Annotated in this window: 18 protein-coding genes and 1 pseudogene; 12 read left to right on the top strand and 7 right to left on the bottom strand. The window is 70.5% G+C overall.

Features of this window, described 5'->3' with window-relative positions:
• The first annotated feature begins 314 nt into the window (after positions 1–314).
• A complete protein-coding gene (locus tag FXO19_RS11460) occupies positions 315–1,652 on the top strand; it encodes an AmpG family muropeptide MFS transporter (protein ID WP_149195229.1) in 1,338 nt (445 codons plus the stop codon).
• Between the two features lie 79 nt (positions 1,653–1,731).
• Here the strand turns inward: FXO19_RS11460 and FXO19_RS11455 are convergent, their stop codons facing one another.
• Positions 1,732–2,532, bottom strand: coding sequence for an exodeoxyribonuclease III (locus tag FXO19_RS11455; protein WP_149195228.1), 801 nt, complete (start codon positions 2,530–2,532; stop codon positions 1,732–1,734).
• Positions 2,533–2,716: 184 nt separating this feature from the next.
• On the opposite strand from FXO19_RS11455, the gene FXO19_RS11450 reads away from it, so the two are divergent.
• Genes FXO19_RS11450 through FXO19_RS11440 form a run of 3 tightly spaced genes read left to right on the top strand, consistent with a single transcriptional unit; the run spans position 2,717 to position 4,568 of the window.
• Positions 2,717–3,229, top strand: coding sequence for a GNAT family N-acetyltransferase (locus FXO19_RS11450; RefSeq protein WP_149195227.1), 513 nt, complete (start codon positions 2,717–2,719; stop codon positions 3,227–3,229).
• A complete protein-coding gene (gene pyrE, locus FXO19_RS11445; protein ID WP_149195226.1) occupies positions 3,226–3,882 on the top strand; it encodes an orotate phosphoribosyltransferase in 657 nt (218 codons plus the stop codon). The genes FXO19_RS11450 and pyrE overlap by 4 nt, the downstream gene beginning before the upstream one ends.
• A gap of 38 nt (positions 3,883–3,920) precedes the next feature.
• Positions 3,921–4,568, top strand: a complete 648-nt coding sequence (locus tag FXO19_RS11440; RefSeq protein WP_149195225.1) for a hypothetical protein — start codon at positions 3,921–3,923, stop codon at positions 4,566–4,568.
• Positions 4,569–4,807: 239 nt separating this feature from the next.
• On the opposite strand, the gene FXO19_RS11435 is transcribed toward FXO19_RS11440, so the two are convergent.
• The gene (locus FXO19_RS11435) at positions 4,808–5,665 is read right to left on the bottom strand and encodes a DNA ligase (RefSeq protein WP_149195224.1); all 858 of its coding nucleotides are present in this window, start codon (positions 5,663–5,665) and stop codon (positions 4,808–4,810) included.
• A gap of 430 nt (positions 5,666–6,095) precedes the next feature.
• Between FXO19_RS11435 and FXO19_RS11430 the strand changes: the two genes are divergently transcribed.
• Both FXO19_RS11430 and FXO19_RS11425 read left to right on the top strand, forming a co-directional pair.
• Positions 6,096–8,309 (top strand): patatin-like phospholipase family protein, encoded by a 2,214-nt coding sequence (locus FXO19_RS11430; protein ID WP_149195223.1) that lies wholly within the window; start codon positions 6,096–6,098, stop codon positions 8,307–8,309.
• Positions 8,310–8,397: 88 nt separating this feature from the next.
• Complete coding sequence (locus FXO19_RS11425; protein ID WP_187775747.1) at positions 8,398–9,546, top strand: class I SAM-dependent methyltransferase; 1,149 nt, start codon at positions 8,398–8,400, stop codon at positions 9,544–9,546.
• A gap of 147 nt (positions 9,547–9,693) precedes the next feature.
• On the opposite strand, the gene FXO19_RS11420 is transcribed toward FXO19_RS11425, so the two are convergent.
• The 3 genes and pseudogenes from FXO19_RS11420 to coaBC all read right to left on the bottom strand — a co-directional run bounded on the left by FXO19_RS11420 (position 9,694) and on the right by coaBC (position 13,765).
• The gene (locus FXO19_RS11420; RefSeq protein WP_149195221.1) at positions 9,694–12,009 is read right to left on the bottom strand and encodes a phosphomannomutase/phosphoglucomutase; all 2,316 of its coding nucleotides are present in this window, start codon (positions 12,007–12,009) and stop codon (positions 9,694–9,696) included.
• 13 nt (positions 12,010–12,022) lie between these two features.
• A complete protein-coding gene (dut, locus tag FXO19_RS11415) occupies positions 12,023–12,481 on the bottom strand; it encodes a dUTP diphosphatase (protein ID WP_149195220.1) in 459 nt (152 codons plus the stop codon).
• 67 nt (positions 12,482–12,548) lie between these two features.
• A pseudogene (gene coaBC / locus FXO19_RS11410) lies at positions 12,549–13,765 on the bottom strand (bifunctional phosphopantothenoylcysteine decarboxylase/phosphopantothenate--cysteine ligase CoaBC).
• A 208-nt stretch (positions 13,766–13,973) separates the two neighbouring features.
• On the opposite strand from coaBC, the gene radC reads away from it, so the two are divergent.
• The 6 genes from radC (at position 13,974) to FXO19_RS11380 (ending at position 19,915) form a co-directional block, all read left to right on the top strand.
• Entirely contained in the window at positions 13,974–14,648 is a 675-nt protein-coding gene (gene radC, locus FXO19_RS11405; RefSeq protein WP_149195219.1) for a RadC family protein, read from the top strand.
• Between the two features lie 393 nt (positions 14,649–15,041).
• A complete protein-coding gene (gene argS / locus FXO19_RS11400; RefSeq protein ID WP_149195218.1) occupies positions 15,042–16,745 on the top strand; it encodes an arginine--tRNA ligase in 1,704 nt (567 codons plus the stop codon).
• A gap of 133 nt (positions 16,746–16,878) precedes the next feature.
• A complete protein-coding gene (locus FXO19_RS11395) occupies positions 16,879–17,625 on the top strand; it encodes an SPOR domain-containing protein (protein WP_149195217.1) in 747 nt (248 codons plus the stop codon).
• Between the two features lie 27 nt (positions 17,626–17,652).
• Positions 17,653–18,303 carry a lysozyme inhibitor LprI family protein gene (locus FXO19_RS11390; RefSeq protein ID WP_149195216.1) on the top strand — a complete coding sequence of 217 codons (651 nt, stop codon included), beginning with the start codon at positions 17,653–17,655 and terminating at the stop codon, positions 18,301–18,303.
• A 72-nt stretch (positions 18,304–18,375) separates the two neighbouring features.
• Entirely contained in the window at positions 18,376–18,789 is a 414-nt protein-coding gene (locus FXO19_RS11385; protein ID WP_149195215.1) for a hypothetical protein, read from the top strand.
• A gap of 361 nt (positions 18,790–19,150) precedes the next feature.
• Positions 19,151–19,915 carry an SDR family NAD(P)-dependent oxidoreductase gene (locus FXO19_RS11380; protein ID WP_149195214.1) on the top strand — a complete coding sequence of 255 codons (765 nt, stop codon included), beginning with the start codon at positions 19,151–19,153 and terminating at the stop codon, positions 19,913–19,915.
• Positions 19,916–20,056: 141 nt separating this feature from the next.
• On the opposite strand, the gene speA is transcribed toward FXO19_RS11380, so the two are convergent.
• Both speA and FXO19_RS11370 read right to left on the bottom strand, forming a co-directional pair.
• On the bottom strand, positions 20,057–21,946 hold the full coding sequence (speA, locus tag FXO19_RS11375) for an arginine decarboxylase (protein WP_149195213.1): 1,890 nt from the start codon (positions 21,944–21,946) through the stop codon (positions 20,057–20,059).
• A gap of 61 nt (positions 21,947–22,007) precedes the next feature.
• Complete coding sequence (locus FXO19_RS11370; RefSeq protein ID WP_149195212.1) at positions 22,008–23,864, bottom strand: M48 family metallopeptidase; 1,857 nt, start codon at positions 23,862–23,864, stop codon at positions 22,008–22,010.
• Positions 23,865–23,980 lie beyond the last annotated feature (116 nt).

Genomic DNA, 23,980 nt, shown 5'->3' with positions numbered 1-23,980 from the left:
TGTCGCGGACCGGCTTGTAGATACGCTGCCACAGTGTGGCGAACCACGGCAAGATTGGGGGCACGGTCGCCTCGCTGGGGAAAGTCATGCTGAACGGAGTGGCTCGACGCTGCGACTGCGGCCACCGAGTCTAACCAGTCCGGCTGGCTGGCCGGGACGGGACTGCCGGCAAGGCGAGGCGCTCAACGCCGTTCCCGCCGATAACATTATCAAGGCGTGTTCTGCTACGAGCGCATCGCGCGGCCATGGAGCCATGGATGCCGCCCGCGCTTTTCGGACGCCGCAGTCTCGGGCGGCTCGGTTAGCATAGCTGCATGACGACTCCCCCACCTGCGGCGCACAGCGGCGATCCAATCGCCTGGATCAGGCCCTATCTCGAACGCGCGCCGCTGGGAGCCCTGTTGCTGGGGATCTCCTCCGGATTTCCCTATGCGATGATCGGCGCCACGCTGACCACGCGGCTGGCGCAGGATGGCATCGACAAGAAGAGCGTGACCGCGTTTGCGCTGGCGTTCCTGGTCTACAACATCAAGTTCTTGTGGGCCCCGCTGGTGGATCGGATGCACCTGCCGCTGCTGGGTCGCTTCGGCCAGCGGCGCTCGTGGCTGTGGTTGTCGGCGGCATTGGTCGCGGCGGCGACCATCCACTTGGGCCTGCTCGATCCGAAGGCCGACCTCACGCGGGTCGCATTCGCGGCAGTCGCGCTGGGCGTGGCCGGCGCCACCTTCGATGTCGTCATCGACGCCTACCGCATCGAGCTGCTGAAGCCGCAGCAGCTGGGCGTAGGTTCTGGCATGTCGCAGTACGGCTGGCGCCTGGGCGCGGTCGGCGCTGGCGCGCTGGCATTGCTGGTCGCTGCGCCGCTGGGTTGGAGCGCGGCCTACCTCATCTGCGCCGCGTTCGTGCTGCCGGCGGTATTCGTGGGTTTCTGGCTGGGCGAGCCGGAACGGCATCGCGAACCTACGCCACACCGCGGACTGGCCGCCGCATGGGCTGCCGTCGCCGGGCCGCTGGGCGAGTTCTTCCGGCGCGATGGCGCGATGCTGGTGCTGTTGTTCGTGTTGCTGCACAAGATCGGCGACACGCTGGCCAACCTGACATTCCGCCTGCTTCTCAACGACCTCGGATTCAGCAACACCGAGATCGCCACGTACGACGTCGGCGTAGGCTTCGCGACGATGCTGATCGGCATCTTCGTCGGCGGCATCCTGTATGCGCGCATCGGCCTGAAGCGATCGGTATTCCTCAGCCTGGTGCTGATGGCGGTGTCGAACCTGTCGTTCGCGGTGCTCGCGCAAGTAGGCCACAGCAATGCCCTGCTCGCGTTCACCATGGGCTTCGAGAATTTTGCCAGCGGCGTCGGCGGCGTGGTCGTCGTGGCCTACCTTTCGGCGCTTTGCAATCTGTCGTTCACCGCAACCCAGTTTGCGCTGCTATCGGCGGCGGCGTCGATTGTCGGCCGTTTCGTCACCGGCACCACCGCTGGTGGCCTTATCGAGCAGATGGGCTTCGTCAACTTCTACCTGCTAACCACAGTGCTCGCGCTGCCGGGCGTGGCACTGTTCGCATGGATGATGAAGGCCGGCCTCGTCGATGCGTCGATCGCCGAACAGGACGTTCGCCGCGCGGCGCAGACCGACGCTACGCGCTAGGCAGGGCGCGGGCCCGCTGCCGGGGGCCGACGCTCGCGCAGACCTGTATTCGTCGGAATGCGCTCGCTGCCGCCGTTGGTCATTCGCGATAGTCCACGACGTACGGCGCGTGGTCGGAGAAGCGCGGCTCGCGCAGGATCGAGCAGTCGACCAGGCGCTCGCGCAGCGATGGCGTGACCAACTGGTAGTCCAGGCGCCACCCGACGTTGTTGGCACGCGCGGCGCCGCGCTGGCTCCACCAGGTGTATTCCACCGCCTCGGGTTTGAGCGCGCGGAAGCTGTCGATCCAGCCGTGCGCCGGCTGCGGCGAGCCGTCGCCGCAGGCGTCGGCGATCATACCGTTGAGCCAGGCGCGCTCGGGCGGCAGGCAGCCGGAGTTCTTCTGGTTGCCGGTCCAGTTCTTGATGTCGTTGCGGGCGCGCACGATGTTCCAGTCGCCGCACAGCACGTAGTCGCGGCCGCTGGCCAGCCACTGGTCGAGGATCGGCTTGAGCCAGTCCATCACCTGGAACTTGAAGCCCTGCCGCAGCTCGCCCGACGAGCCCGAGGGGATATAGAACGAGACCACGCTCAGGTTGCCGAAGCGCGCCTCCAGGTAGCGGCCCTCGTCGTCGAACGGCGCCCAGCCCAGCGCCGGCAGGATCTCGTCCGGCTTGCGCCGGCTGTAGATCGCCACGCCGCTGTAGCCCTTCTTGGTGGTCGCGTCGCGGAACACCACGTTGTAGCCGCGCGGGCGGAACGCCTCGCCGGAAAGCTGGTGTTCCTGCGCCTTGGTCTCCTGCACGCACAGCACGTCGGCGTCCTGTGCGGCGAACCAGTCGAAGAAGCCCTTGCTGGCGGCCGAGCGCAGGCCGTTGGCGTTGAAGCTGACGATTCTCATGCGATGACGTCCGGGGATCCGCCGCCAAGCCTACCGGATTCGCGGCCGCGGCCGACACGGTGCCGGGCGGGCCCTGTCCCGTGGCGCGTCTCGTCCGGCACCCGGGCCGCTGCGAAGCGAGGCCCGCAGCGGCCCGGACGGACGGGAAGCGCTTCAAGACGCACGACACGCTCTATGATCGGCCATGGCACTCCCGTCCGACGTCCGCGTCACCCGGCTGGCCCCCGCGCTGGCCGGGGCCGCACGACGATTGCGGCTGGCACCGGGGCAACAGGGCTACGTCGGCGACGTGGCGTGCAACGTCACGCTCGCCGTGGCCGCGCCCCGCTGCGACGCGATGGCGATCCTGTGCGGCGACGAGCTCATTGGTTTCTACCGGCTCGACTATGCGCAGACCATCGTGGCGCGGCGATGGCTGGGCCGGGCGACCGTCAGCCTGCGCTCGTTGGTGCTCGACCGCGGCGTGCAGGGTCGTGGATTCGGCACCCTTGCGGTCGCCGCCTGCTGCGCGGACCTCGAACGGCGACGGCCGGCGCGCCGCCTGCTCGCACTGAACGTGCACGTCGGCAACTGCGCCGCACTGGGCGCCTATCGCAGCGCCGGTTTCATCGATACCGGCGAACTGCACGCCGGCGGCGACGCCGGCCCGCAACACCTGCTGGTCCGACGTCTGGGCATGGGAGAATGGCCGCCATGACCGATCACCGTACCCGCTTCCTGCAACTGGCCGTCGCGGCCGAGGCGCTGCGCTTTGGCGAGTTCACGCTCAAGTCCGGGCGCATCAGCCCTTACTTCTTCAATGCCGGGCGCTTCGATTCCGGTGTGGCGCTGGCCGGGCTGGCCGACTGCTACGCCGAGGCCGTCGACGCCGCGGGAGTCGAGTTCGATCTGCTGTTCGGCCCGGCCTACAAGGGCATTCCTCTAGCCACGGCGCTTGCCTGCGCCTATGCCCGCCGCGGCCGCGACCTGCCGCTCGCGTTCAACCGCAAGGAGGCCAAGGCCCACGGCGAAGGTGGCGCCCTGATCGGCGCGCCGCTTGCCGGGCGGCGGGTGCTGGTGGTCGACGACGTGATCACCGCCGGCACCGCGATCCGCGAGGCGCTGCGGCTGATCGCCGACGGCGGCGGGCAGGCGGCCGGCATCGTGATCGCGCTCGATCGCCAGGAGGTGGTGGACGAATCCGCCCTGCCGCGCCGTTCCGCCGCGCGCGCGGTGGCCGAGCAGCACGGGATTCCGGTGATCGCGGTCGCAACCCTCGGCGATCTGCTTGCGTTCGCCGCCGAAAACGCGACACTGTCATCCGAGCACGGCCGGCTGCGCGACTATCGCGCACGCTACGGCTGCGACTGACCACCGTGCATTCGACCGACCGGGGGGACGGGAGATTGATGAAAACGATCGTCCACATCGCCTGCCTGGCCGTGCTGCTGGCACCCGCCGCTGCCCAGGCGCAGCGGGGCGATGCCAGCAGGCGCCTGTACTGCTGGGAAGAGGACGGCCGCAAGATCTGCGGCGACGCGCTGCCGGCATCGGCGGTGGACAGCGCACGCACCGAAATCAGCGCCAAGACCGGCCTGCGCCGCGACCAGGTCGACCGTGCATTGAGCGAAGAAGAGCGGGCTGCGGCCCGGCTGGCGGCCAGAGTGGTTGCCGCCGAGGCCGAAGTCGAAGCCGCCCGCCGCCGCCGTGACCTGGCCATGGTGGAGTCGTACGACACCGAGGCCGACTTGCGCCGCGCCTACGGCGAGCGCATCGCCCTGGTCGAGGCGTCGGTGAAGACCTCGCAGATGAGTATGGCCAACCTGCGCCAGAGCCTGCTCACGCTGCTGCGGCAGGCGGCGGAACTGGAACTGCAGGCCAAGCCGGTGCGCAAGGCGCTGGCGGACAGCATCCGGCAACAGCACGCCGACCTGCTGCGCCAGGAGACGATCCTGGAGCAGCAGCGGGACGAGCGCGCGCATCTGGGCGCGGACCTGGAGGACGCACTGGAACGCTACCGGGCACTCAAGCGGCCGAGCTCAACGGACGCTGGATAGGCGCACAGCGCGGAACCGCGGTGGCGGTCCGTTGTGGCACCCGCCCTGGCGAGACGCAGCCAGGTGCCGGACCGTCGCGATAACCTCGGCCGCAACCGTCGCGAGCTTTGTCGTAGGAGCGCGCCATGCGCGCGATACCCGCGCGGCCAATCCGCGCGCATAGCCACGACGCACGGCATCACTCCCGCTCCTCCGGTCAACCGAATGGGTCTCCCGTCCAAGGCTGCCGGGACGCGCGGCTATTCCGGATCCGGCGGCGGCATCTCGTGGCGCTGGCGCAGGAACCGCGCGAAGCGCGGCACGCCGTTCGCGGTCAGGCCGTTGTAGCGATAGGTGACATGGCTGCCGATCGGCGGCGGCGCCGCGCGCTGCACGTCGCTGAGGCCGCTGCCGAGACGAAAGCGCACCCCATCTGCGCGTTCCACCACCAGCGCACCGACCATGCCGGCGTACTTGCCCTTGCCGGCGGTGTACCCGATCACGCGCGCCTCGGCGTCGTCGAACGGCTTGAGCTTGAGCAGGTCGTCGCTACGCCCGACGCGGTAGCGCGCGTCGCGCCGATGCAGCATCAGCCCCTCGCCACCGCCGGCCACCACCACACGCAGCCGTGCCTCCAGCTGCGCGGCATCGTCCAGCCGCGCCTGCGCGACGGACCGCAGCCAGGGAATGCCCGTGTCGGCCAACAACGTCCGCATCCGCAGCACCCGCTCGTCGAACGTCCCGCCGCGGTCGGGCAGGTCGAACACCATGAAGCACACCTGCCGCCAGGCCGCGTCGTCCGCGCGGCCGGCGCGCACGATACCACTCACTTCCCCGAAGCGGCCGCGCCCGATCCACAGCTCGCCGTCCATCGGCTCGACCGGCCAGCCGGTGGTGAACCAGGCCGGGGCATCGATGCGATGCCCGCCCCGGGTCCAGAGGGCGCGCCCGTCCCAGCGGCCACGCACGCCGTCGAGTTTTTCGCTGACCCGGTAGTCGGAGACGTCGATACCGGCCTCGTACGTCGAGGCCAGCATCATTGGCGGCGGCTCCGCTGCGCCGGCCGCCGATGCCAGCGGCCACAGGCACGCCAGCAGCACGATCGTCCGCAATGTCATCGCCACCTCCATGTGTGCACGTTGTCCGGCCCGCAGCCTGCCACGGCGGCGGCGCCCGAAGTCATCGGCCGATGCCGCCATGTCGTGTCGGAAAACTCCGCACCGCCATGAACCGGACCGGCGCGCCTGTCACCGGCATCAGCCCGGTGACGGGTATCGCTTCGCTCCATCCATCCCGCGCGGCTTGCGCCTGTCTTGCCCCTTTGAATCAGGAGGTCGGGCGGGCCGAGGGGCAGCCGTTTGCAAGCCACCGGCTTGCGGCCGGTCGAGCGCCCTCGCGCAAGCGGGGGCCGGGAATCGCGCGGCGATATGCCTTGGCTGTGGCCTTCTGGGGACGAAACGACCGCCGGCGGCGCATGGACGAACCCGCCCACGTCCGGCCACCTTGTGGGATAGCATCCGGTGACGCACGCCGGCAAGGGGGGAATCGATGCTGCATCCGCTGCCATCCACCATGGCCGAACGCCTGCACTTGCTGCGCGCCTTCGATCTGCTCGAGGAGCTGCCGGAGGAGGCGCTGGCCGCACTGGCGCACGTCGCGCAGCCCGGCATGCTGCACGCGGGCGAGGTTGCGTTCGCCGAAGGCCACGGCCACAACGCACTGTTGCTGGTGCTGGATGGCGCGCTCGAAGCCATCGAAACCGATGCCAAGGGCGTTACACGATGCGTGCGCCGCATCGGGCGCGGCGAGGCGGTGGATGAACTGCAGACGCTGGCCGGGCTGCTGCACGGGGTACGGGTGCGCGCCACCGCGCCGGTCCGGGCACTCGGCGTCCCGGCACGGGAGATCAACGCCTTGTGCCGCCAGCACGATGCGCTGCGGCTGGTACGCGAACGGATGCACCGCCGACAGCTGCTATGCCGGCTGTCGCCGGTATTCGGCACGTGCGATCGCGAACTGCTCGACACGGTCGAAGAGATGGGGGCGTGGTTGTCGCTCGCCCGGGGCACGACGACGCCTGCAACGACCGGCGGCACGCTGCATCTGGTGATCAGCGGACGCGTGCAGGCGGTCGAGCACGACGCCGGCGACGCATTGCGCGTGATCGACGAAGCCGGACGCGGCGACGCGCTTGGGGAACACACGCTGTTCAACGACGCCGCCGCCCCGCTGCAACTGCGGGCCGTGCGCGACAGCGTGCTGGCGGCGTTCACGGCGCAGGAGATCGAGCAACTGATCGCGCAGCGTCCAGCCATGCTGCGGAATGTGCTGCGCCTGGCGACCTCGGGCAGTCGCGGCAACACCGGGATCGGCATGCCGGCCGGCTGCGTCACCAACGTGGCGCTGATGCCGGCGACCGAGGAGGCGCCGGTCCGCGAGCTTGCTCCGCGCCTCGCGCAGGCCCTGGAAGCCTACGGTCCGGTGCTGCGCCTGACGGCCGAAATGGTAGATGCGTTGACCGGCGAGCCCGGCCTGGCACAGAGCCTGCCCGGCACCGCCGCCGAAACCGCGCTGTTGGCCTGGCTGGACGTACAGGAGAGCGCGTACCGCTTCGTGCTGTACCAGGCCGACGAGGCCGACACGCCATGGGCGCGTCGCTGCGTTCGCATGGCCGATCGCGCGCTGGTGGTCGCGCGGGCCGGCGGCGATCCGGCACCGAGCGCGCTCGAACGCGCATTGTTCGCCGGACAGGACCTCGGCGCGCACGAGACGCTGGTGCTGGTGCATGCCGACGGCACCCGGCCGCCCGGGGGCACGCGGGCCTGGCGTACCGCACGGCCGACGTTCGAGGACCACCTGCATCTGCGCTGGGACCGCGACGCGGACATCGAACGCCTGGGCCGCCTGCTCGCCGGCCGCGCCGTCGGCCTGGTGCTCGGCGGCGGCGGCGCGCGCGGCTTCGCCCATATCGGCGTGCTGCGCGCCCTGGAAGAGGCCGGGATTCCGGTCGACGCCATCGGCGGCACCAGCATGGGCGCCTCGCTCGCCGCGCAATACGCGATGGGCATGAGCCCGCAGCAGATGGCGCAGATCAACGAACGCGTGTGGCTGCAGTTGCGCCCGCATACCAAGTACACGCTGCCGGTGCTGTCGCTGGTCGGCAACCGCAAGTCGACGTTCTGCGGGCAGCTGATGTACGGCGATATCGACATCGAGGACTGCTGGCTGCCGTTCTTCTGCGTCTCCAGCAACCTGACCACCGCCGAGATGCACGTGCACCGGCGCGGCTCGCTGCTGTGGGCCGCCACGGCGAGCGCCTCGATCCCGGCCTTCGCCGTGCCGGTCCTGGATGGCGCCCACCTGCTGGTCGACGGCGGGCTGCTCAACAACGTGCCCGCCGACGTCATGCGCGCGCTCGGGTGCGGGACGGTCATCGCCGTCGAGGTCTCGCCGGGCGCCGACGACGCGTTCACCGCCGAGCGCGTGCCGTCGCCGTGGGAGGTCATCCGCAGCCGCTTCCTGTCGCGCGGGCCGCGGTTGCGGTTTCCCTCGCTCCTGGAAGTGGCCATGCGCGCCACCATGCTCAACAGCGTGCAGCGCGAAAAGGTCGCCATGGCCGACGCCGACCTGTGCCTGCATCCGCCGATCGACGGCTTCGGCCTGATGGCGTTCGACCAGCTCCATGCCATCGTCGAAACCGGCTACGCCTATGCGCGCAACGCGCTGCGGGACTGGCGACCGCCGCACACGAGGCCGTCCTGATCGGGCCTTTACGTTATCTGCTTGGAGCCGCTTGCGCGCCGCCGCCCGCCCGCAGGCGCATCCCGCCCTTGTCCACTGGAGGTCCCCAATGGAATCGAAGTTCAACCGCCTGGTCCGCGCCCTGCAGAAGCGCCCCGCCGTGATCGACGCCGTCGGCGCCGCCGGTGGATTCTCGCTGCGCCTTAAGCAGGGTCCGGCCGTGAACTTCGGCGGCGCTTCGGACTTCACGGTCGTCATCAACGAGCCCGCGGGACTGAGCGCGCTGAGCACCCTGGACGTCACCGCCGCCGGCGAGGCCTACCTCGCCGGTGCGCTCGACGTGGAGGGCAACATCGCCCGGCTGCTGGCGATGCGCGACATGTTCAGCGACCGCCACCCGCTGCGCTACCTCTATCGCTTCGTCAGGCCGCTGCTGTTCGGCCAGGTCAGCACCGACAAGGCGCACATCGCGCACCACTACGACGAGGATCCCGACTTCTTCCGCCTGTTCCTCGACACGCGGCACCGCTGCTACTCGCAGGGCGTGTTCACGGGCGACGACGACACGCTGGAGGACGCGATCACGCGCAAGCTCCGGTTCGCGCTCGACGCCATCGCGGTCAAGCCCGGCGACCGCGTGTTGGACATCGGCGGCGGCTGGGGCGCCTTCACCGAATTCGCCGGCCGGCACGGCCTGCGCGTCACCTCGTTGACCATCTCGCAGGAATCGGAGGCCTTCATCCGCGACCTGATCGACCGGCAGCAACTGCCCTGCGAAGTCCGGCGCGAGCACCTGTTCGAGCATCGGCCCGAGGCGCCCTATGACGCCATCGTCAACCTCGGCGTCACCGAACACCTGCCCGACTATCCCGGAACGCTGAAGCTGTACCTGTCGTTGCTCCGCCCGGGCGGGCGGGTCTATCTCGACGCCAGCGCCGCCCGCACCAAGCACGCCGTCTCGGATTTCTTCGAGCGCCACATCTTTCGCGGCAACGGCTCGCAGCTGTGCCTGCACGAATACCTCGAAGCGGTGAGCCGCACCCCTTTCGAGATCGAGACCGTGCTCAACGACCGCCACAACTACGGCCTGACCTGCCGCGCCTGGGCCGAGCGCCTCGACGCGCACCGCGCGGCCATCGAAGCCCGGTGGGGCCGCTCGCTGTACCGTCGCTTCCAGTTGTACCTGTGGGGCTGCGTGGACGGCTTCGATCGCGACCTGCTGCAGGCGTACCGGTGGGTGTTGCGCAAGCCGGACTGACCGGGCGCGGCGCCGGACAGCGGCGCGGTGGGGGTATCGCTTCGCGCAACCCCTCCTACGAGGGCACCTTCCGTGCACCGTTGCGGGACGTGCCGGCATGCACCGGCATGCCGGCGCACGTCGATTCCCCGTCGGTCGTGCGATGGCTCAGAACGGCAGCGGCAGCTCCGGATCCACCGACAGCAGTTGCTCACGGAACATCTGCTGGATGCGCTTGAGCGCTTCCTCGTCGTCGGCATCGAAGCGCAGCACCAGCACCGGGGTGGTGTTGGAGGCGCGCACCAGGCCCCAGCCGTCGTCCCAGTCGGCGCGCACGCCGTCGATGGTGGACAGGCGCGCGCCTTCCAGACGGGCGTTGTCCTGGAAACGCTTGACGAAGGCGTGCGGGTCGCCACCGGGGGCCTCGACCTTGATCTCCGGGGTCGACACGCCGTTGGGCAGCGTCTTGAACACGGCGTCCGGCGTTTCGTCGCGGGCGGCCAGAATCTCCAGTAGGCGCGCGGCGGCGTAGATGCCGTCGTCGAAGCCGTACCAGCGTTCCTGGAAGAAGAAGTGCCCGCTCATCTCGCCGGCGAGTTCCGCGCCGATCTCGCGCATCTTGGCCTTGATCAGAGAATGCCCGGTCTTCCACATCAACGGGCTGCCGCCATGGCGCACGATGTGCCCGGGCAGGTGCCCGGTGCACTTGACGTCGTAGACGATCACCGCGCCGGGGTTGCGCTCGAGCACGTCGGCCGCGAACAGCATCAGCAGGCGGTCGGGGTAGATGTTCTCGCCCTCACGGGTCACCACGCCGAGACGGTCGCCGTCGCCGTCGAAGGCGATGCCGAGGTCGGCGTCCAGGCGCTGCACCATGCGCACCAGGTCCTCGAGGTTCTTCGGTTCGCTGGGGTCCGGGTGATGGTTGGGGAAGGTGCCGTCGATCTCGCAGTACAGCGGCACCACCTCGGCGCCGATCGCCTCCAGCACGCGCGGGCCGATCTCGCCGGCGACCCCGTTGCCGGCGTCGACGACGACCTTCAGGCGCTGGCCGACCTGCACGTCGCTGGCGATGCGGTCGACGTAATCCTCGTCGATCACGCGCTGCGACAGCCCACCGGGCGCGCCGGCCGTGTACAGGCGGTCTTCGGCGATGCGCGCGTAAAGGTCGGTGATCGCGTCGCCGGACAGCGTCTCACCGCCGACCACGATCTTGAAGCCGTTGTAGTCCGGCGGATTGTGGCTGCCGGTCACCGAGATGCAGCAGCCGGTGCGCAGGTGGAACGCGCCGAAGTAGATCACCGGGGTCGGCGCCATGCCGATGTCGATGACGTTGCGGCCGGCCTTGCGCAGGCCCGCCACCAGGCCGGCGACCAGGTCCGGACCGGACAGGCGGCCGTCGCGGCCGACCACGATGTCGGCCAGATCCTGCTCGCGCATCAGCGAACCGATCGCATGGCCGACCAGTTCGGCCACGCCGGCATCGAGCGTCTGCCCGACCACGCCGCGAATGTCGTAGGCACGAAAGATGCCGCTGTCGATGCGGACGGGAACGGGCTTGGGCATATCCTGGACCTCGATGGGGGATTCGGGGGGTGTCTGGTTCGGCGTTTCGGCCACTGCCTGCAGCAGCGTCGGCGCATCCTCGGCGTCGTCGACCGCCTCGCGCCCCAGCCGCGGCAGCACGCGCCAGACGAAGAACGCCAACAGCAGCAGCGCGGCCGCGACCGCGAACGCCGGCATGCCGCTCAGTCCGAACGGCATCCCCGCCATCTGCGGCGTTGCCGCCACCACGCGCAACCCGGTTCCCGGCACCGCGGCCGCCATGCGCTCGGCCGCCGGCATGTAGTCCTGGTTGCCGCGCTCGAGCAGAGTCACGCTGCCCTGCCGCAGCGCGAGGTACATCGCGTCCTCGTCGAGGTGGGCGTGCTCGGTGGCCAGGGTGGCGCGCGCCAGCGGCAGGCGCACGAAGGCCACGCCGACCAGCCGCTCGCCGCTGCGCGCCGGCGCCGCCAGCGCCACCCGCGGACTGCCGTCCTCGCGGATCACCCAGCTCACCGGACCGTCCTCGACCAGCGCGCCTTCCAGCGCCGCGGCGCGTCCGAAGCCGCCCTCGCCCAGGCCGCCGTAGACGCTCTGCAGGTCCGGAAGGTAGATCGCCGCTTCCTCGAGGTTCGGCCAATCCGCTGCCAACGCAGCCGCCGCATTCTCCAGATCGCCGGCGGCGAGCGCCTGCTGCACCCGCGCCGAGTCGAGCCGTTCGGCCAGCTGCTTCAATTCCGCAGTCAGCGTCCGCGTGGTCGCCTCGACCGTGGTGTCGCGGGTCTGCTGCAGGGCGGCGCGGTTGCCCTCGCCGCGGATCTGCTGCCACCCGCTCCAGGCCAGCCACAGCGCCAACCCGGCCAGCAGCGCCGCGGCGATCGGCAGGTAGGGGCGCAGTCGCACCAGCAGCTGGCGCACGGCGTGCGGTTGCGTTTCGCTCATCGTCTCGTCCTCGTCAGCGCGTGCCGGTGTGACCGAAGCCGCCGGCGCCGCGCGTGCTGTCGACGAAAGTATCCACCAGTTGCAGGGCGGCCCGCACGATCGGAAGGATGACCAGCTGCGCAATTCGGTCACCGGGTTCGATCCGGTACGGATCTCGGCCGCGGTTCCAGGCGCTGATCATCAGCGGCCCCTGGTAGTCGGCGTCGATCAATCCGGTTCCGTTGCCGAGCACGATGCCGTGCTTGTGGCCGAGCCCGGAGCGCGGCAGCACCACCGCGCACAGGGCCGGATCGGCGAGATGGATCGCCAACCCGGAGGGAATCAGCGCCGCATCGCCCGCCTGCAGCGTCAGCGGCGCGTCCAGCGCCGCGCGCAGGTCGAGCCCGGCGCTGGCCTCGGTGGCGTAAGCCGGCAATGGCCAGTCGCTGCCGTAGCGGGAATCGAGTCGCTTGACCTGGAGCGTGTGCTGCATGCGAATTCCGAGAGTGACGTTGGGCTTGTGATCGGCATCCCGGTTGCGGCACGGGCGCGCGGGTCAGTTATCCGGGTGCGCTCGCGGCCTGCATGCGGGCGATGACGAGATCGAGCAGGGCTTCGGCCAGCTGCGTCTTCGGCAACGGGCCGAGTTCGCGCGAGCCGCCGTGCCAGTACACCGACAGCGCATTGTCGTCGCACTCAAAACCGCTGCCGGGCACGCCGACGCGGTTGGCGGCGATCAGGTCGAGCTTTTTCTTTTCCAGCTTGCCGCGCGCGTAATGCTCGACGTCGTCGGTCTCGGCCGCGAAGCCGACCACCATCGCCGGCCGCCGCGGATCGGCAGCCACTTCGGCGAGGATGTCGGGCGTGCGCACCAGTTCCAGCGTCAGCGTGGCACCGGTCTTCTTCATCTTGCCCTTGGCGATGCTGCGCGGCGCGTAGTCAGCCACCGCGGCGGCGCCGATGTAGAGGTCGGCCGGCAGCGCCGCCAGCACCGCCGTGCGCATCTGCGCCGCGGAACGCACGTCGATCCGCAGCACACCGGTCGGCGCCGGCAACTGCACCGGCCCGGCGACCAGCACCACTTCCGCGCCGCGCGCGGCGGCGGCGGTGGCGAGCGCGAAGCCCATCTTGCCGCTGCTGCGGTTGCCGATGAAGCGCACCGGATCGATGTCCTCGTAGGTCGGGCCGGCGCTGACGACGACGCGCTTTCCCGCGAGCATCGCGCTCATCCGGCCAGCTCGGCGACGATCGCGTCGGGTTCGCGCAGCCGTCCCGGACCGGACTCACCCTCGGCCAGCGGGCCGTCGTCGGGGCCGATCACCTGCACGCCTCGGCCCCGCAGGGTGTCGACATTGGCCTGGGTGGCCGGATGCCGCCACATGCGATGGTTCATCGCCGGCGCGATCGCGACCGCGGCCTCGGTGGCCAGGCACAACGTGGTCACCAGGTCGTCGGCGAAGCCGTGCGCCAGCTTGGCGATGGTGTCGGCGGTGGCCGGCGCCACGATCACCCGGTCGGCCCAGGCGGCCAGCTCCAGGTGCCCCATCGCCGCCTCGGCGGCCGGATCCCACAGCGAGGTGCGCACCGGCGCGCCCGAGACCGCCTGGAACGTGGCGGTGCCGACGAACTGCTGCGCGTTCGCGGTCATCGCCACGCGCACCTCGGCGCCGGCGTCGCGCAGGCGCCGGACCAGCTCGGCGGCCTTGTACGCGGCGATGCCGCCGCACACGCAGAGCAGCACGTGTTGTCCCCGCAGTCGGGCGGAATCGACGGTCATCGGGTTCGGAAAAGTCCTACACGGAGCCGGGCTCACAGCTTACCCGATGCCGCGGCGTCCCCCGGCTGCGCCGCCCGGCCACCGGGGGCCTAATGAAGTCCGACGTTGGCGGCCGGTACGGCTCCCCGGCCCGGCTCCACGGCGCATCCCCTGTCGTGACGGCCACCCGACCGCCAACGTCCTTTGTCACCCGCCAGGTATCTCGTCCATGCACATCCGCGACTGGCCCAGCAGCGAGCGTCCTCGCGAGAAGTTGCTCGCACGTGGCGCGACGGTGCTGTCCGACGCCGAACTGCTGGCGATCTTCCTCGGTTCCGGGCTGCGCGGGCGCGATGCCGTCGCCACCGGGCGCGACCTGCTGAACGCACACGGTCCGCTGCGCACACTGCTCGAACGCGGCCCCGTCGAACTGGCGGCACTGCCGGGCCTCGGCCCCGCCCGCGCCTCGCGGCTGGCGGCGGCACTGGAACTGGGCGGCCGCTACCTGGCGGCCGGCCTGGAGCGCGGCGAGGCGCTGACCGACCCGCAGGCGGCCGGGCGCTATTTCGCCCAGCGCCTGCGCGGCCACCCGCACGAGGTGTTCGCGGCGCTGTTCCTCGACACCCGCCACCGCGCGCTGGCGTTCGAGGAACTGTTCCGGGGCACGGTCGACGGCGCCGAGGTGCATCCGCGCGAGGTGGTGCGTCGCGCGCTGGCGCACAACGCCGCGGCGCTGATCGTCGGCCACAACCATCCCAGCGGCTGCAGCGAACCCAGCGCCGCCGACCGCGCGGTGACCGTCCAGCTCAAGCAGGCGCTGGCCCTGGTCGACGTGCGCCTGCTCGACCACCTGGTGGTCGGCGACGGCGCACCGGTGTCGCTGGCGTCACGGGGGTGGGTGTAGCGGTCTGCTGGGCGGAAGATCATCGCCCCGGCCGACCAATGCCTACCGAGACGGATTGGGGCTGACCTGAACATTCCTTGGTCGACATTCACATTGTTCTGCGATTCGGCATCGCCTCGGTCGCCTGTATCGTCATCCCGGCCAAGGCCGGGATCCAGTTGCTTTCGAGGCATATCAAGATGCCCCCGGCTTGACCAGCCATTCGGCTGTTGGAAGCCGCCGGAATGACGAATCGAAAGCCTCTCGCTGAGCCAGTCTTGAGATTTCTGAATGTCTGGATTCAGGACCCCTTCACCTGAAAAGGGCCCCGAGCTACCGGCGGCAATCACGGCTCCATGCCCCGCCCGGGCCTCAGCTACAATGGCGGGCCATCGCAAGACCGCCGTTCACTCCGTGAAATCCCAACTCCGCGCCCTGATCGAACAGGGCATCGCCTCGCTGCGCCAAAACGGCACGCTGCTGCCGGACCTCGACCAGGGGCAGGCCGCCACGCCCGAGTTCGTGGTCGAGCGACCCAAGGACCGCAACCACGGCGATTTCTCGACCAACGCGGCCCTGCTGCTGGCCAAGCACGCGCGCAGCAATCCGCGCGCGCTGGCGCAGGCACTGGTCGCGGTGCTGGACGGCAGCGGGATGATCGCGTCGATCGAGATCGCCGGCCCCGGTTTCATCAATTTCCGGCTGTCGCCGGATGCCTGGCAGCAACAGCTGCGCGAGGTGCATGCACGCGGCGCGGACTTCGGACGCAACGACAGCGGCCGCGGCCATCGCGCCGGCGTCGAATACGTGTCGGCCAATCCTACCGGCCCGCTGCACGTCGGCCACGGCCGCGCCGCGGTCATCGGCGACTGCATCGCACGGGTGCTGGCGGCCAACGGCTGGGACGTGGTGCGCGAGTTCTACTACAACGACGCCGGCGCACAGATCGAGAACCTGGCGCGCTCGGTGCAGGCGCGCGCGCGCGGGCTGACGCCGGACGACGCCGGCTGGCCCGAGGACGGCTACCGCGGCGACTACATCCGCGAGGTGGCGCGCGCCTACCTGGACGGCGCCTCGGTCGAGGTCGACGAGCGCACCGAAACCGCCGCCGGCGACATCGACGATCTCGACGCCATCCGCCGCTTCGCCGTGGCCTGGCTGCGGCGCGAGCAGAACGGCGACCTGGCCGCGTTCGGGGTGGCGTTCGACGTGTATTTCCTGGAGTCGTCGCTGTACACCGACGGCAAGGTCGAGGAGACGGTGCGGCGGCTGGTCGATGCCGGCCACACCTACGAGGACGGCGGCGCGCTGTGGCTGCGCACCACCGACTTCGGCGACGACAAGGACCGGGTGATGCGGAAGTCTGACGGCAGCTACACCTATTTCGTGCCGGATGTCGCCTATCACCTGTCGAAATGGCAGCGCGGCTACGAGCGCGCGATCACCGAGCTCGGCGCCGACCACCACGGTTCGCTGGCGCGGGTGAAGGCCGGCCTGCAGGCGCTCGACGCCGGCATCCCGGGCGGCTATCCGGAGTACGTGCTGCACCAGATGGTGACGGTGATGCGCGGCGGCGAAGAGGTGAAGATCTCCAAGCGCGCGGGCAGCTACGTCACCCTGCGCGACCTGACCGACGAAGTCGGCCGCGATGCGGTGCGCTGGTTCCTGGTCGCGCGCAAGCCGGACTCGCAGCTGGTGTTCGACATCGACCTGGCGCGTTCGCAGTCGCTCGACAATCCGGTCTACTACGTGCAGCTCTCGCACGCGCGCATCTGCGGGCTGCTGCGGCAGCTGCGCGAGCGCGACCTGCCGTTCGACCTCGACAACGGCCTGGCGCAGCCACAGGACGTCGACAATCCCGCCACCCGCGAACTGCTGACGGCGCTGTCGCGCTGGCCGGAGACGGTGCAGGCGGCCGGCCACCAGCTGGAGCCGCACCTGATCGGCGCGCATCTGCTGGAGCTGGCACAGGTGTTCCAGAGCTACTACAACGACCACCAGTTCCTGGTCGACGACGCCGACCTGCGCGATGCGCGTCTGGCGCTGGCGCTGGCCACGCGCCAGGTGCTGGCCAACGGCCTCGACCTGCTCGGCGTCGCCGCTCCGGAGAAGATGTGAGCGCCCGGCCCGTTCAGCCATGCCGCCCCCATCGCCTCGCGGCGATGGATCGGCATACACTCGTCCATGCATTCCCGCGCCGCGTACCGACGATGACCGGCGCGAACGTCGCAATCGATCGGGGCAGGCGCTAGTGGCAGTCAAACGCGGAAAATCACAGGCGCGTCGCAACAGCGGCGGCAACGGCGGCCTTCCCGGCTGGGCGTGGATGGTGCTGGGCGTCGTGCTGACCATCGGCGTGATTCTGGCGGCACCCCGGCTGCTCAAGTCCGATGGCGAGGACGGCTTCTATCGCCCGCGCCCGAATCCCGACGCGCAGCCGGCCCCGGCCAGCGACGACGGCGAAGACAGCGTGGCGCCACCGGCCGCCCCACAGGGCGCGACCGAAACCCCGATGCCCCAGGAAGTCGGCGCCGATTACGACTTCTACACCCTGCTGCCCGGCCAGGAAGTGCCGATGACCGATGCCGAGCTGGCCGCCAGCACGCGCGCGGAGGCCGAGCGCCAGCAACGCGCACAGGCACAACGCGACGCGGACGCCGCCGAGCCGGCCGATGCCGCGACGACGCCGACCACTTCCACGGCCGCCACCGTCACGCCCAGCACTGCACCCACACCAACCGCGGCGGCGACCGGCAGCGACACCTCGGCGCGCTACCTGCTGCAGGCCGGCGCTTTCAGCGCCTCCGGCGACGCCGAGGCATTGAAGGCGCGCATCGCGCTGCTCGGCCTCAGCGCGCGGGTGGAATCGGCCGAGATCGGCGGCAAGACCATGTACCGCGTGCGCATGGGCCCGTATGGCACCGCCTCCGAACTGGCCGCGGCCAAGCGCAAGCTGGGCGACGGCGGCCTGCCGGCGATGGCGATCAAGGTGCAGTAGCCACGATCGATGCGAAGGAGCGCACTCATGATTCGCCACCTCGTCCATATCCGCCTGCGCGCCGGCCTGCTCTCTGCCGGCCTGCTGCTCGGTGCCGGCGCGAACGCGGCCGACGACACTCTGGATTGCGACGCGCCCGGCTCCTGGGCCGAACGCACCGTCTGCCGCACGCCCGCGCTGCGGGCGCTCGACGCCCAGCTGCGGCAGCGGCGCGCGGACGCGCTGCTGCGCAGCGACGACACCGCCGCCTTCACCGCCGAACAACGCGACTGGATCCGCGACAAGCGCGATGCCTGCACCACCGTGCGTTGCCTGGAGACCAGCTACCGCACGCAAATCGACGCGCTCGGCATCCGCATCGCCAGCAGCGAACCGCCACTGCTGCAGCCCGGCGAATACCATCAGGTCACGCGCAGCGGACCCGTGCCCGGCGCCCCGGTACTGCGGGTCGAGCGCCGCGGCCAGCGCCGCTATCTGCTACGGGTGCTCGACGGGCCCGACGCGCCGGACGGCGCGATCGAAGGCGCATTCATCGAGCAGGTCGGTGCCGCGGACTTCAGCGCCGGCGACTGCCGCCTGCACATGAGCTTCGCGCCCGACCTGATCGCGGTGTCCGCGGCCAGCGGCTGCGGCGATGCGCTCGACGGCGCCTATCGGCGGGTGCCATCCGAACCGTGATCGCGGTCCGGCGCGGTCGCGACGGCTGAGAGGCGGCCGCCGCAGAGTGTGGCACCCGGGGAGACGCCCACCATGCCGATCGAAGCCATCCTGATCAAACCCGTCGTCGACGCCCTGCTGGCGCTGTTCCGCCAGGCCGACGACATCACCCTCAAGCGCAACGCCGAAGCCGCCATTCGCGAGGCCATCCGCGAGCTGCTGCAGGCCAATCCCAACGAAAGCCGCACCGAGGCGCGCATCGGCATCGCCAAGGCCGCCGGCATCCTCAGCGAGGACGTGGTGCTGGCCGAGGCGATGCTGAAACGCCATCGCGCCACCCGCGCCAGAACGCGCGGCAAGAGCGCCACCGGCCGCGCGCGCAAACCGGCACCGGCCGAGGACGGCGACAAGACCGGCAAGCCCGCAGCCGGGGCCTCCGCTCCCAGGAAGAAGACGGCGAGGAGGACGGCGAAGCGGACCGTACCCCCGACGGTCCGCACGCCTTAGAGCAATTTCTTATCAAGTGTTTGCACATGTCGCAGGAATGCCCCTCTCCCGCTTGCGGGGCGAGTCCGCACAGCTTGCGCGGCACTGCCGCGCGTTCGGATGAGCGCCCGCGCCGCTGGCGCGGGCCGGGGCGCGGAGCGAGGGTTGGGGTGAGGGCGCTTTTGGCGAGAAATCAAAAGCGCCCTCATCCGCCCTCCGGGCACCTTCTCCCGCAAGCGGGAGAAGGTATCTGTCAGCACTTGCGCCAAGATCGACGTAGCCGCACACGGCTGACACCTCGCGCATACGGCCGAACTGGACAACAACGTCGGCAAGTCGGCCGTGGGCGGTCGCCGTCACGATCGCGTTCTACAATTGCGGGATGGACAAGACCGTACTGATCACCGGCGCAACCTCCGGATTCGGACGCGCCAGCGTCGAACGTTTCGTGCGCGGGGGCTGGCGCGTGATCGCCTGCGGCCGCCGCGCCGAGCGCCTGCAGGCGCTGGTCGAGGCACAGGGTGCCGCCATCCATGCCGCGGCCTTCGACATTCGCGACCAGGACGCGATGCAGCGCGCGCTCGACGCGCTCCCGGCCGGATTCCGCGACATCGACGTACTGGTCAACAACGCCGGCCTCGCCCTCGGCACTGCGCCGGCGCAGCAGGCGGACCTGGGGCAATGGCGGCAGATGATCGACACCAACATCACCGCATTGGTCACCCTGACCCATGCGCTGCTGCCGACGCTGATCGCACGCCGCGGCGCGATCCTCAACGTCAGCTCGATCGCCGGCAGCTATCCCTATCCCGGCGGCAACGCCTACGGCGGGACCAAGGCCTTCGTCACCCAGTTCTCGCTCGGCCTGCGCTCGGACCTGCATGGCACCGGTGTGCGCGTGACCTCGATCGAACCGGGGCTGGCGGAGACCGAGTTCACCCTGGTGCGCACCGGCGGCGACGCGGCCGCGTCGGACGCGCTCTACGCCGGCACCCAGCCGATCACCGCCCCAGACATCGCCGAGACCTTGTGGTGGATCGCCAACCTGCCGCCGCACCTGAACATCAACCGGCTGGAAGTGATGCCGGTCGGCCAGTCCTTCGCCGGCTTCCAGATCCACCGCGACGACACGGAATCGGCCCCGTAGGAGCGCGCCATGCGCGCGATGCCGCGGGCATGTCGCCGCCCGCGAATTCCGGTGACTCGCGCGCCTGCCGGTCCGGAATCGCGGCATCCACCGGATCCGGCCGACCCCGCGGCATCGCGCGCATGGCGCGCTCCTACGGCGTTACGCCAGCGGGGAATCGTCCAGGTAGGTGTATCCGGTCAAGCCTGCCTCCAGCGCAGCGCGCAGGTGCACGGCCTCGGCGCCCGGCAGGCGCGCCGCTGCCACTTTGTCGTCGTAGGCGCGACGCAGGTCGTCGATGCGGTAGCCGACGTAGTCCAGCATCACGTCGGTAGTGTCGCCGCGGCGCTGCTGCTCGATAGCGAAGCCGTCGCCGTCGCTGCGCACCTCGATCGCGTCGGTGTCACCGAACAGGTTGTGGATGTCGCCAAGGATCTCCTGGTAAGCGCCGACCAGGAAGAAACCGAGCCGGTAGGATTCGCCGGCCCTGAGCGCATGCAGCGGCAGCGAGCTGTCCAGGTCCTCGTTCTCGACGTAGGTGTCGATCTTGCCGTCCGAGTCGCAGGTCAGGTCGGCGATCACGCCGCGGCGGGTCGGCGCCTCGTCGAGCCGGTCGATCGGCAGGATCGGGAACACCTGGTCGATCGCCCACACGTCGGGCATCGATTCGAACACGCTGAAGTTGACGAAGTACTTGTCGACCAGGCGCTCGTTGAGCTCGTCCAGCAGCGGCCGGTGGCTCTTCTCGTCGTAGGTCAGCCGCGCCCTGACCGCATGCGCGATGGCGTAGAACAGGTCGTCGATGCGCGCCCGATGCACCAGGTCGACCTGGCCGAGCGCGTACAGCGCCAGGCCTTCGGCGTGGTGATGCTGGGCCTCGTGGAACAGCTCCACCGCCGGGCGCGAGGTCAGCTCGTCGTGGATCTCGCGCAGGTGCCGGATCACCGCCGGCTCGTCGTCGTGCAGGTCCGGCACCCGGCCCTCCGGGGCGGCCTCGACTTCCGACACGTTCGCCACCAGCACCGCGTGGTGCGCGGTCATCGCGCGCCCGCATTCGGTGATGATGCGTGGCGGCGCCAGGCCATGTTCGGCGCAGGCGTCGGCCAGCGGCTGCACGATGCTGCCGGCGTACTGCCGCACGCCGTAGTTGACCGAGTTGTAGCTGCGCGAGCGCGTGCCCTCGTAGTCGATGCCGAGCCCGCCGCCGACGTCGACGTGGCTGATCCGCGCGCCCAGCTTCGACAACTCGACGAAGTAACGGGTGGCCTCGCGCATGCCGTTGGCGATGTCGCGCACGTTGGAGATCTGCGAGCCCATGTGGAAATGCAGCAGCTGCAGCGCATCGGCCATGCCGCCGTCGCGCAGCGACTTCCACAGGTCCAGCAGCTGCCGCGGCGAGAGCCCGAACTTGGCCTTGTCGCCGCCGCTGTTCTGCCACTTGCCGGCGCCGAGCGAGGCCAGCCGCATGCGCACGCCGAGCACCGGCGCGACCCCGAGCGCCGCGGCCTCCTCGATCACCAGCGGCAGCTCCGAGGGCTTCTCGATGACGATGAAGGTCTCGAGGCCGAGCTTGCGGCCGATCAGCGCCAGGCGGATGTATTCGCGATCCTTGTAGCCGTTGCAGACGATCACGCCGCCGGGGCGGCTGAGCGCCATCACCGCCATCAGTTCCGGCTTGCTGCCCGCCTCCAGGCCGAAGCCGTCGCCGGCGTGCGCGGCCAGCGTGCCGGCCACGCCCCGATGCTGGTTGACCTTGATCGGGTAGACCGCGGTGTAGCCGCCGGCGTAATCCCAGTCGGCCCGTGCCTGCGCGAACGCGGCCTGCAGCGTGTGCAGGCGGTCGCCGAGGATTTCGGGGAACCGCACCAGCAGCGGCAGCTGCGCGCCCGCGGCGAGCGCCGCGTCGACCACGTCGGGCAGTGGCAGCTTCGGGCCGTCCGCGCCGGCCGGGGCCACCACGACGCGCCCGGCGCCGTCGACATCGAAATAGCCTTCGGCCCAGTGCGGGATCGAGTAGGTCTTGCGGGCGTGGTCGGGCGACCAGGCGGTCATCGGCGTGCATCCGGGCGACACAGGGGACGCCCATTCTAGCGTCGCGCTGCCGGCGCCCCGTTTATCCCGGGCGCCTGCGATAGACCGGCGCGGCGCACAGCCGCCTGACCCGGCGCGCCAGCGGGCGCTGCCCGCTGCCGGTGAAGACGGTGAAGCTGCCGGGCAGCGCGAGCGCATCGGTGAGTCGCTTGAGCCCGGCGGTCTCGCTGGCGACCGATCCGCGCCAGTCCAGCAACAGGACGTAGTGCGGCGGCGCCTCCGCCATCGGCATGCGCTTGCGCGCCAGCCAGGCCCGGACGATGCGCGGATCCGCCGTGAGCGCTCCGGCCAGCGATTGCAGGGCGGCGGTGTCGAGGTCGTGCGGCAGCAGCTCGTCCCGGGCGTCCGCGGCATCGCGCGCATCCAGTTCATGCGCCGCCGGCGCGAAGGCGTCGCGCAGCGTACGCACCGCTTCGGCGCTGGCCGGCGCCAGGTCGGGATCGCGGTCGAGCGCCTCCAGGTCCGCCAGCACCGGCCGGATGGCGCCGGGATCGAGCGCCATGGCGCGCCGCAGCCCGGCGGCGCCCGCTGCCGCATCGCCGCGGCGCAGCGCCAGCAGGCCGGCGCGATAGTGCGCCATGGCGCTGTCGGGCAGGGCCGCAATCGCGCGTTCGTACAGCGGCGCGGCATCGAAATCGATGCGCAGCGACTCCACCAGCTGCGCATGCTCGAGCCGCTGTTGCGGCGACGGGTCACCCACGCCCTCAACGACGGCCAGGCGGGCACGATCCGCCGCCGCGGCCGCATGGCGTTCGCGCCAGCGCGGGCGGTTCCGATCGCGCCAGTGCTCGTCCAGGCCGCGCTCGATCTCGGCAAGCAGCGCCGGACCGAGCAGGCCGGGCGCGGCCGGCGCACCGCGTGTACGCAGACACGGTTCCGCCTGCATCGCGGCGATGCGCTGCGGCAGGACGGGGTGGGTATCGTCCGGATCCGCGTCGCGGCTCGCGATCGCCAGCAACCGCTCGAGGTCGATCGGCGTGTCGTCCTGCAATACGCGCGCGAGCTGAGCATGGACCTGCGCCGGCGGATGGTTCTGCGCACGGGCGCGACCGAACACCTGCGGCCAGAACCGGCCATGCGCACGCCGTGCGCCGAGTTCGAGCCGGATCAGCGCGCTGGCGGCCGCCTCGCCGCCGACGGTGGCGGCCGCGATCGCATCGGCCTGGTACTCGTTGCGCCGTGCGAGCACGAAGCTGTAGGCGTTGAAGTACGGCACATACCACCCGTAGAACGCCAGCAGCAGGCGGCTGAACAGGAAGCCGCTGTCCGCCAGTCCTTCCAGCACCCGGTGCCAGCTCATGCGCACGCGGTAGATCCAGGCGGTGAAGCGGCCATGGCCGGCGCCGAAATGGCCGAACTCGTGCGCGACCACCGCGGCCAGTTCGTCGCGGTCGAGCAACTGCATCAGCGGCAGCCCCAGCACCAGGTAGTGGCGATGGCCGAGCAGGCCCAGCGCCCGCGGCAGGTTGGCGGCGGCGGCGTTGAGTTCGCCGTCGATGACGATGCCATGCAGCGGCGGCGCCCCGGTCGCCCGGCGCAGGCGTTCGACCTCGGCCTGCAGCGCCGGCGCCTCGTCCGCCGCCAGCACATAGCCTTCGGGTACGCCGAAGCGGATCCACAGCGCCCGCAGCAGCACGCCCCCGAACACCAGCGGCACCAGCATCACGTAGGCCAATTCCGGCCCCGGGCGCGCGCCGTTGACCACGACGTGGCCGAGCATCAGCAGCGGCAATCCGAACGCGATCGCCAGGAGCACCAGCAGCAGCGCGTAGCCAAGCCCCGCCAGCAAGGCCAGCCGGAGCAGATAGCCGCGCGGCGAGCGCTGCGCCTCGGCTTCCAGCCGCTGCGCCAGCTCGCGATGCGCCTGCGTCGGTGCCATGTCCGTCCCTCTCCGGCGCCAAGGCCGTTCCGGGTCACATGTTAGGGCCTTGCCGCTCGCGCGACGGTCCGCTTCGCTACAATTCGCGGCCCTGCCGCCGGCGCCGAACGCCGGCG

This window comes from Luteimonas suaedae, assembly GCF_008312895.1.
In the GTDB taxonomy this organism is placed as follows: Bacteria; Pseudomonadota; Gammaproteobacteria; order Xanthomonadales; family Xanthomonadaceae; genus Luteimonas; species Luteimonas suaedae.
The sequence above is the reverse complement of the archived record's forward strand: the minus strand, read 5'-3'. Positions and strand labels throughout refer to the sequence as shown.

Coding starts and splice junctions, on each gene's coding strand:
- FXO19_RS11460 (WP_149195229.1), top strand. CDS start 315: ATGACGACTCCCCCACCTGCGGCGCACAGCGGCGATCCAATCGCCTGG.
- FXO19_RS11455 (WP_149195228.1), bottom strand. CDS start 2,532: ATGAGAATCGTCAGCTTCAACGCCAACGGCCTGCGCTCGGCCGCCAGC.
- FXO19_RS11450 (WP_149195227.1), top strand. CDS start 2,717: ATGGCACTCCCGTCCGACGTCCGCGTCACCCGGCTGGCCCCCGCGCTG.
- pyrE (WP_149195226.1), top strand. CDS start 3,226: ATGACCGATCACCGTACCCGCTTCCTGCAACTGGCCGTCGCGGCCGAG.
- FXO19_RS11440 (WP_149195225.1), top strand. CDS start 3,921: ATGAAAACGATCGTCCACATCGCCTGCCTGGCCGTGCTGCTGGCACCC.
- FXO19_RS11435 (WP_149195224.1), bottom strand. CDS start 5,665: ATGACATTGCGGACGATCGTGCTGCTGGCGTGCCTGTGGCCGCTGGCA.
- FXO19_RS11430 (WP_149195223.1), top strand. CDS start 6,096: ATGCTGCATCCGCTGCCATCCACCATGGCCGAACGCCTGCACTTGCTG.
- FXO19_RS11425 (WP_187775747.1), top strand. CDS start 8,398: ATGGAATCGAAGTTCAACCGCCTGGTCCGCGCCCTGCAGAAGCGCCCC.
- FXO19_RS11420 (WP_149195221.1), bottom strand. CDS start 12,009: ATGAGCGAAACGCAACCGCACGCCGTGCGCCAGCTGCTGGTGCGACTG.
- dut (WP_149195220.1), bottom strand. CDS start 12,481: ATGCAGCACACGCTCCAGGTCAAGCGACTCGATTCCCGCTACGGCAGC.
- radC (WP_149195219.1), top strand. CDS start 13,974: ATGCACATCCGCGACTGGCCCAGCAGCGAGCGTCCTCGCGAGAAGTTG.
- FXO19_RS11390 (WP_149195216.1), top strand. CDS start 17,653: ATGATTCGCCACCTCGTCCATATCCGCCTGCGCGCCGGCCTGCTCTCT.
- FXO19_RS11385 (WP_149195215.1), top strand. CDS start 18,376: ATGCCGATCGAAGCCATCCTGATCAAACCCGTCGTCGACGCCCTGCTG.
- FXO19_RS11380 (WP_149195214.1), top strand. CDS start 19,151: ATGGACAAGACCGTACTGATCACCGGCGCAACCTCCGGATTCGGACGC.
- speA (WP_149195213.1), bottom strand. CDS start 21,946: ATGACCGCCTGGTCGCCCGACCACGCCCGCAAGACCTACTCGATCCCG.
- FXO19_RS11370 (WP_149195212.1), bottom strand. CDS start 23,864: ATGGCACCGACGCAGGCGCATCGCGAGCTGGCGCAGCGGCTGGAAGCC.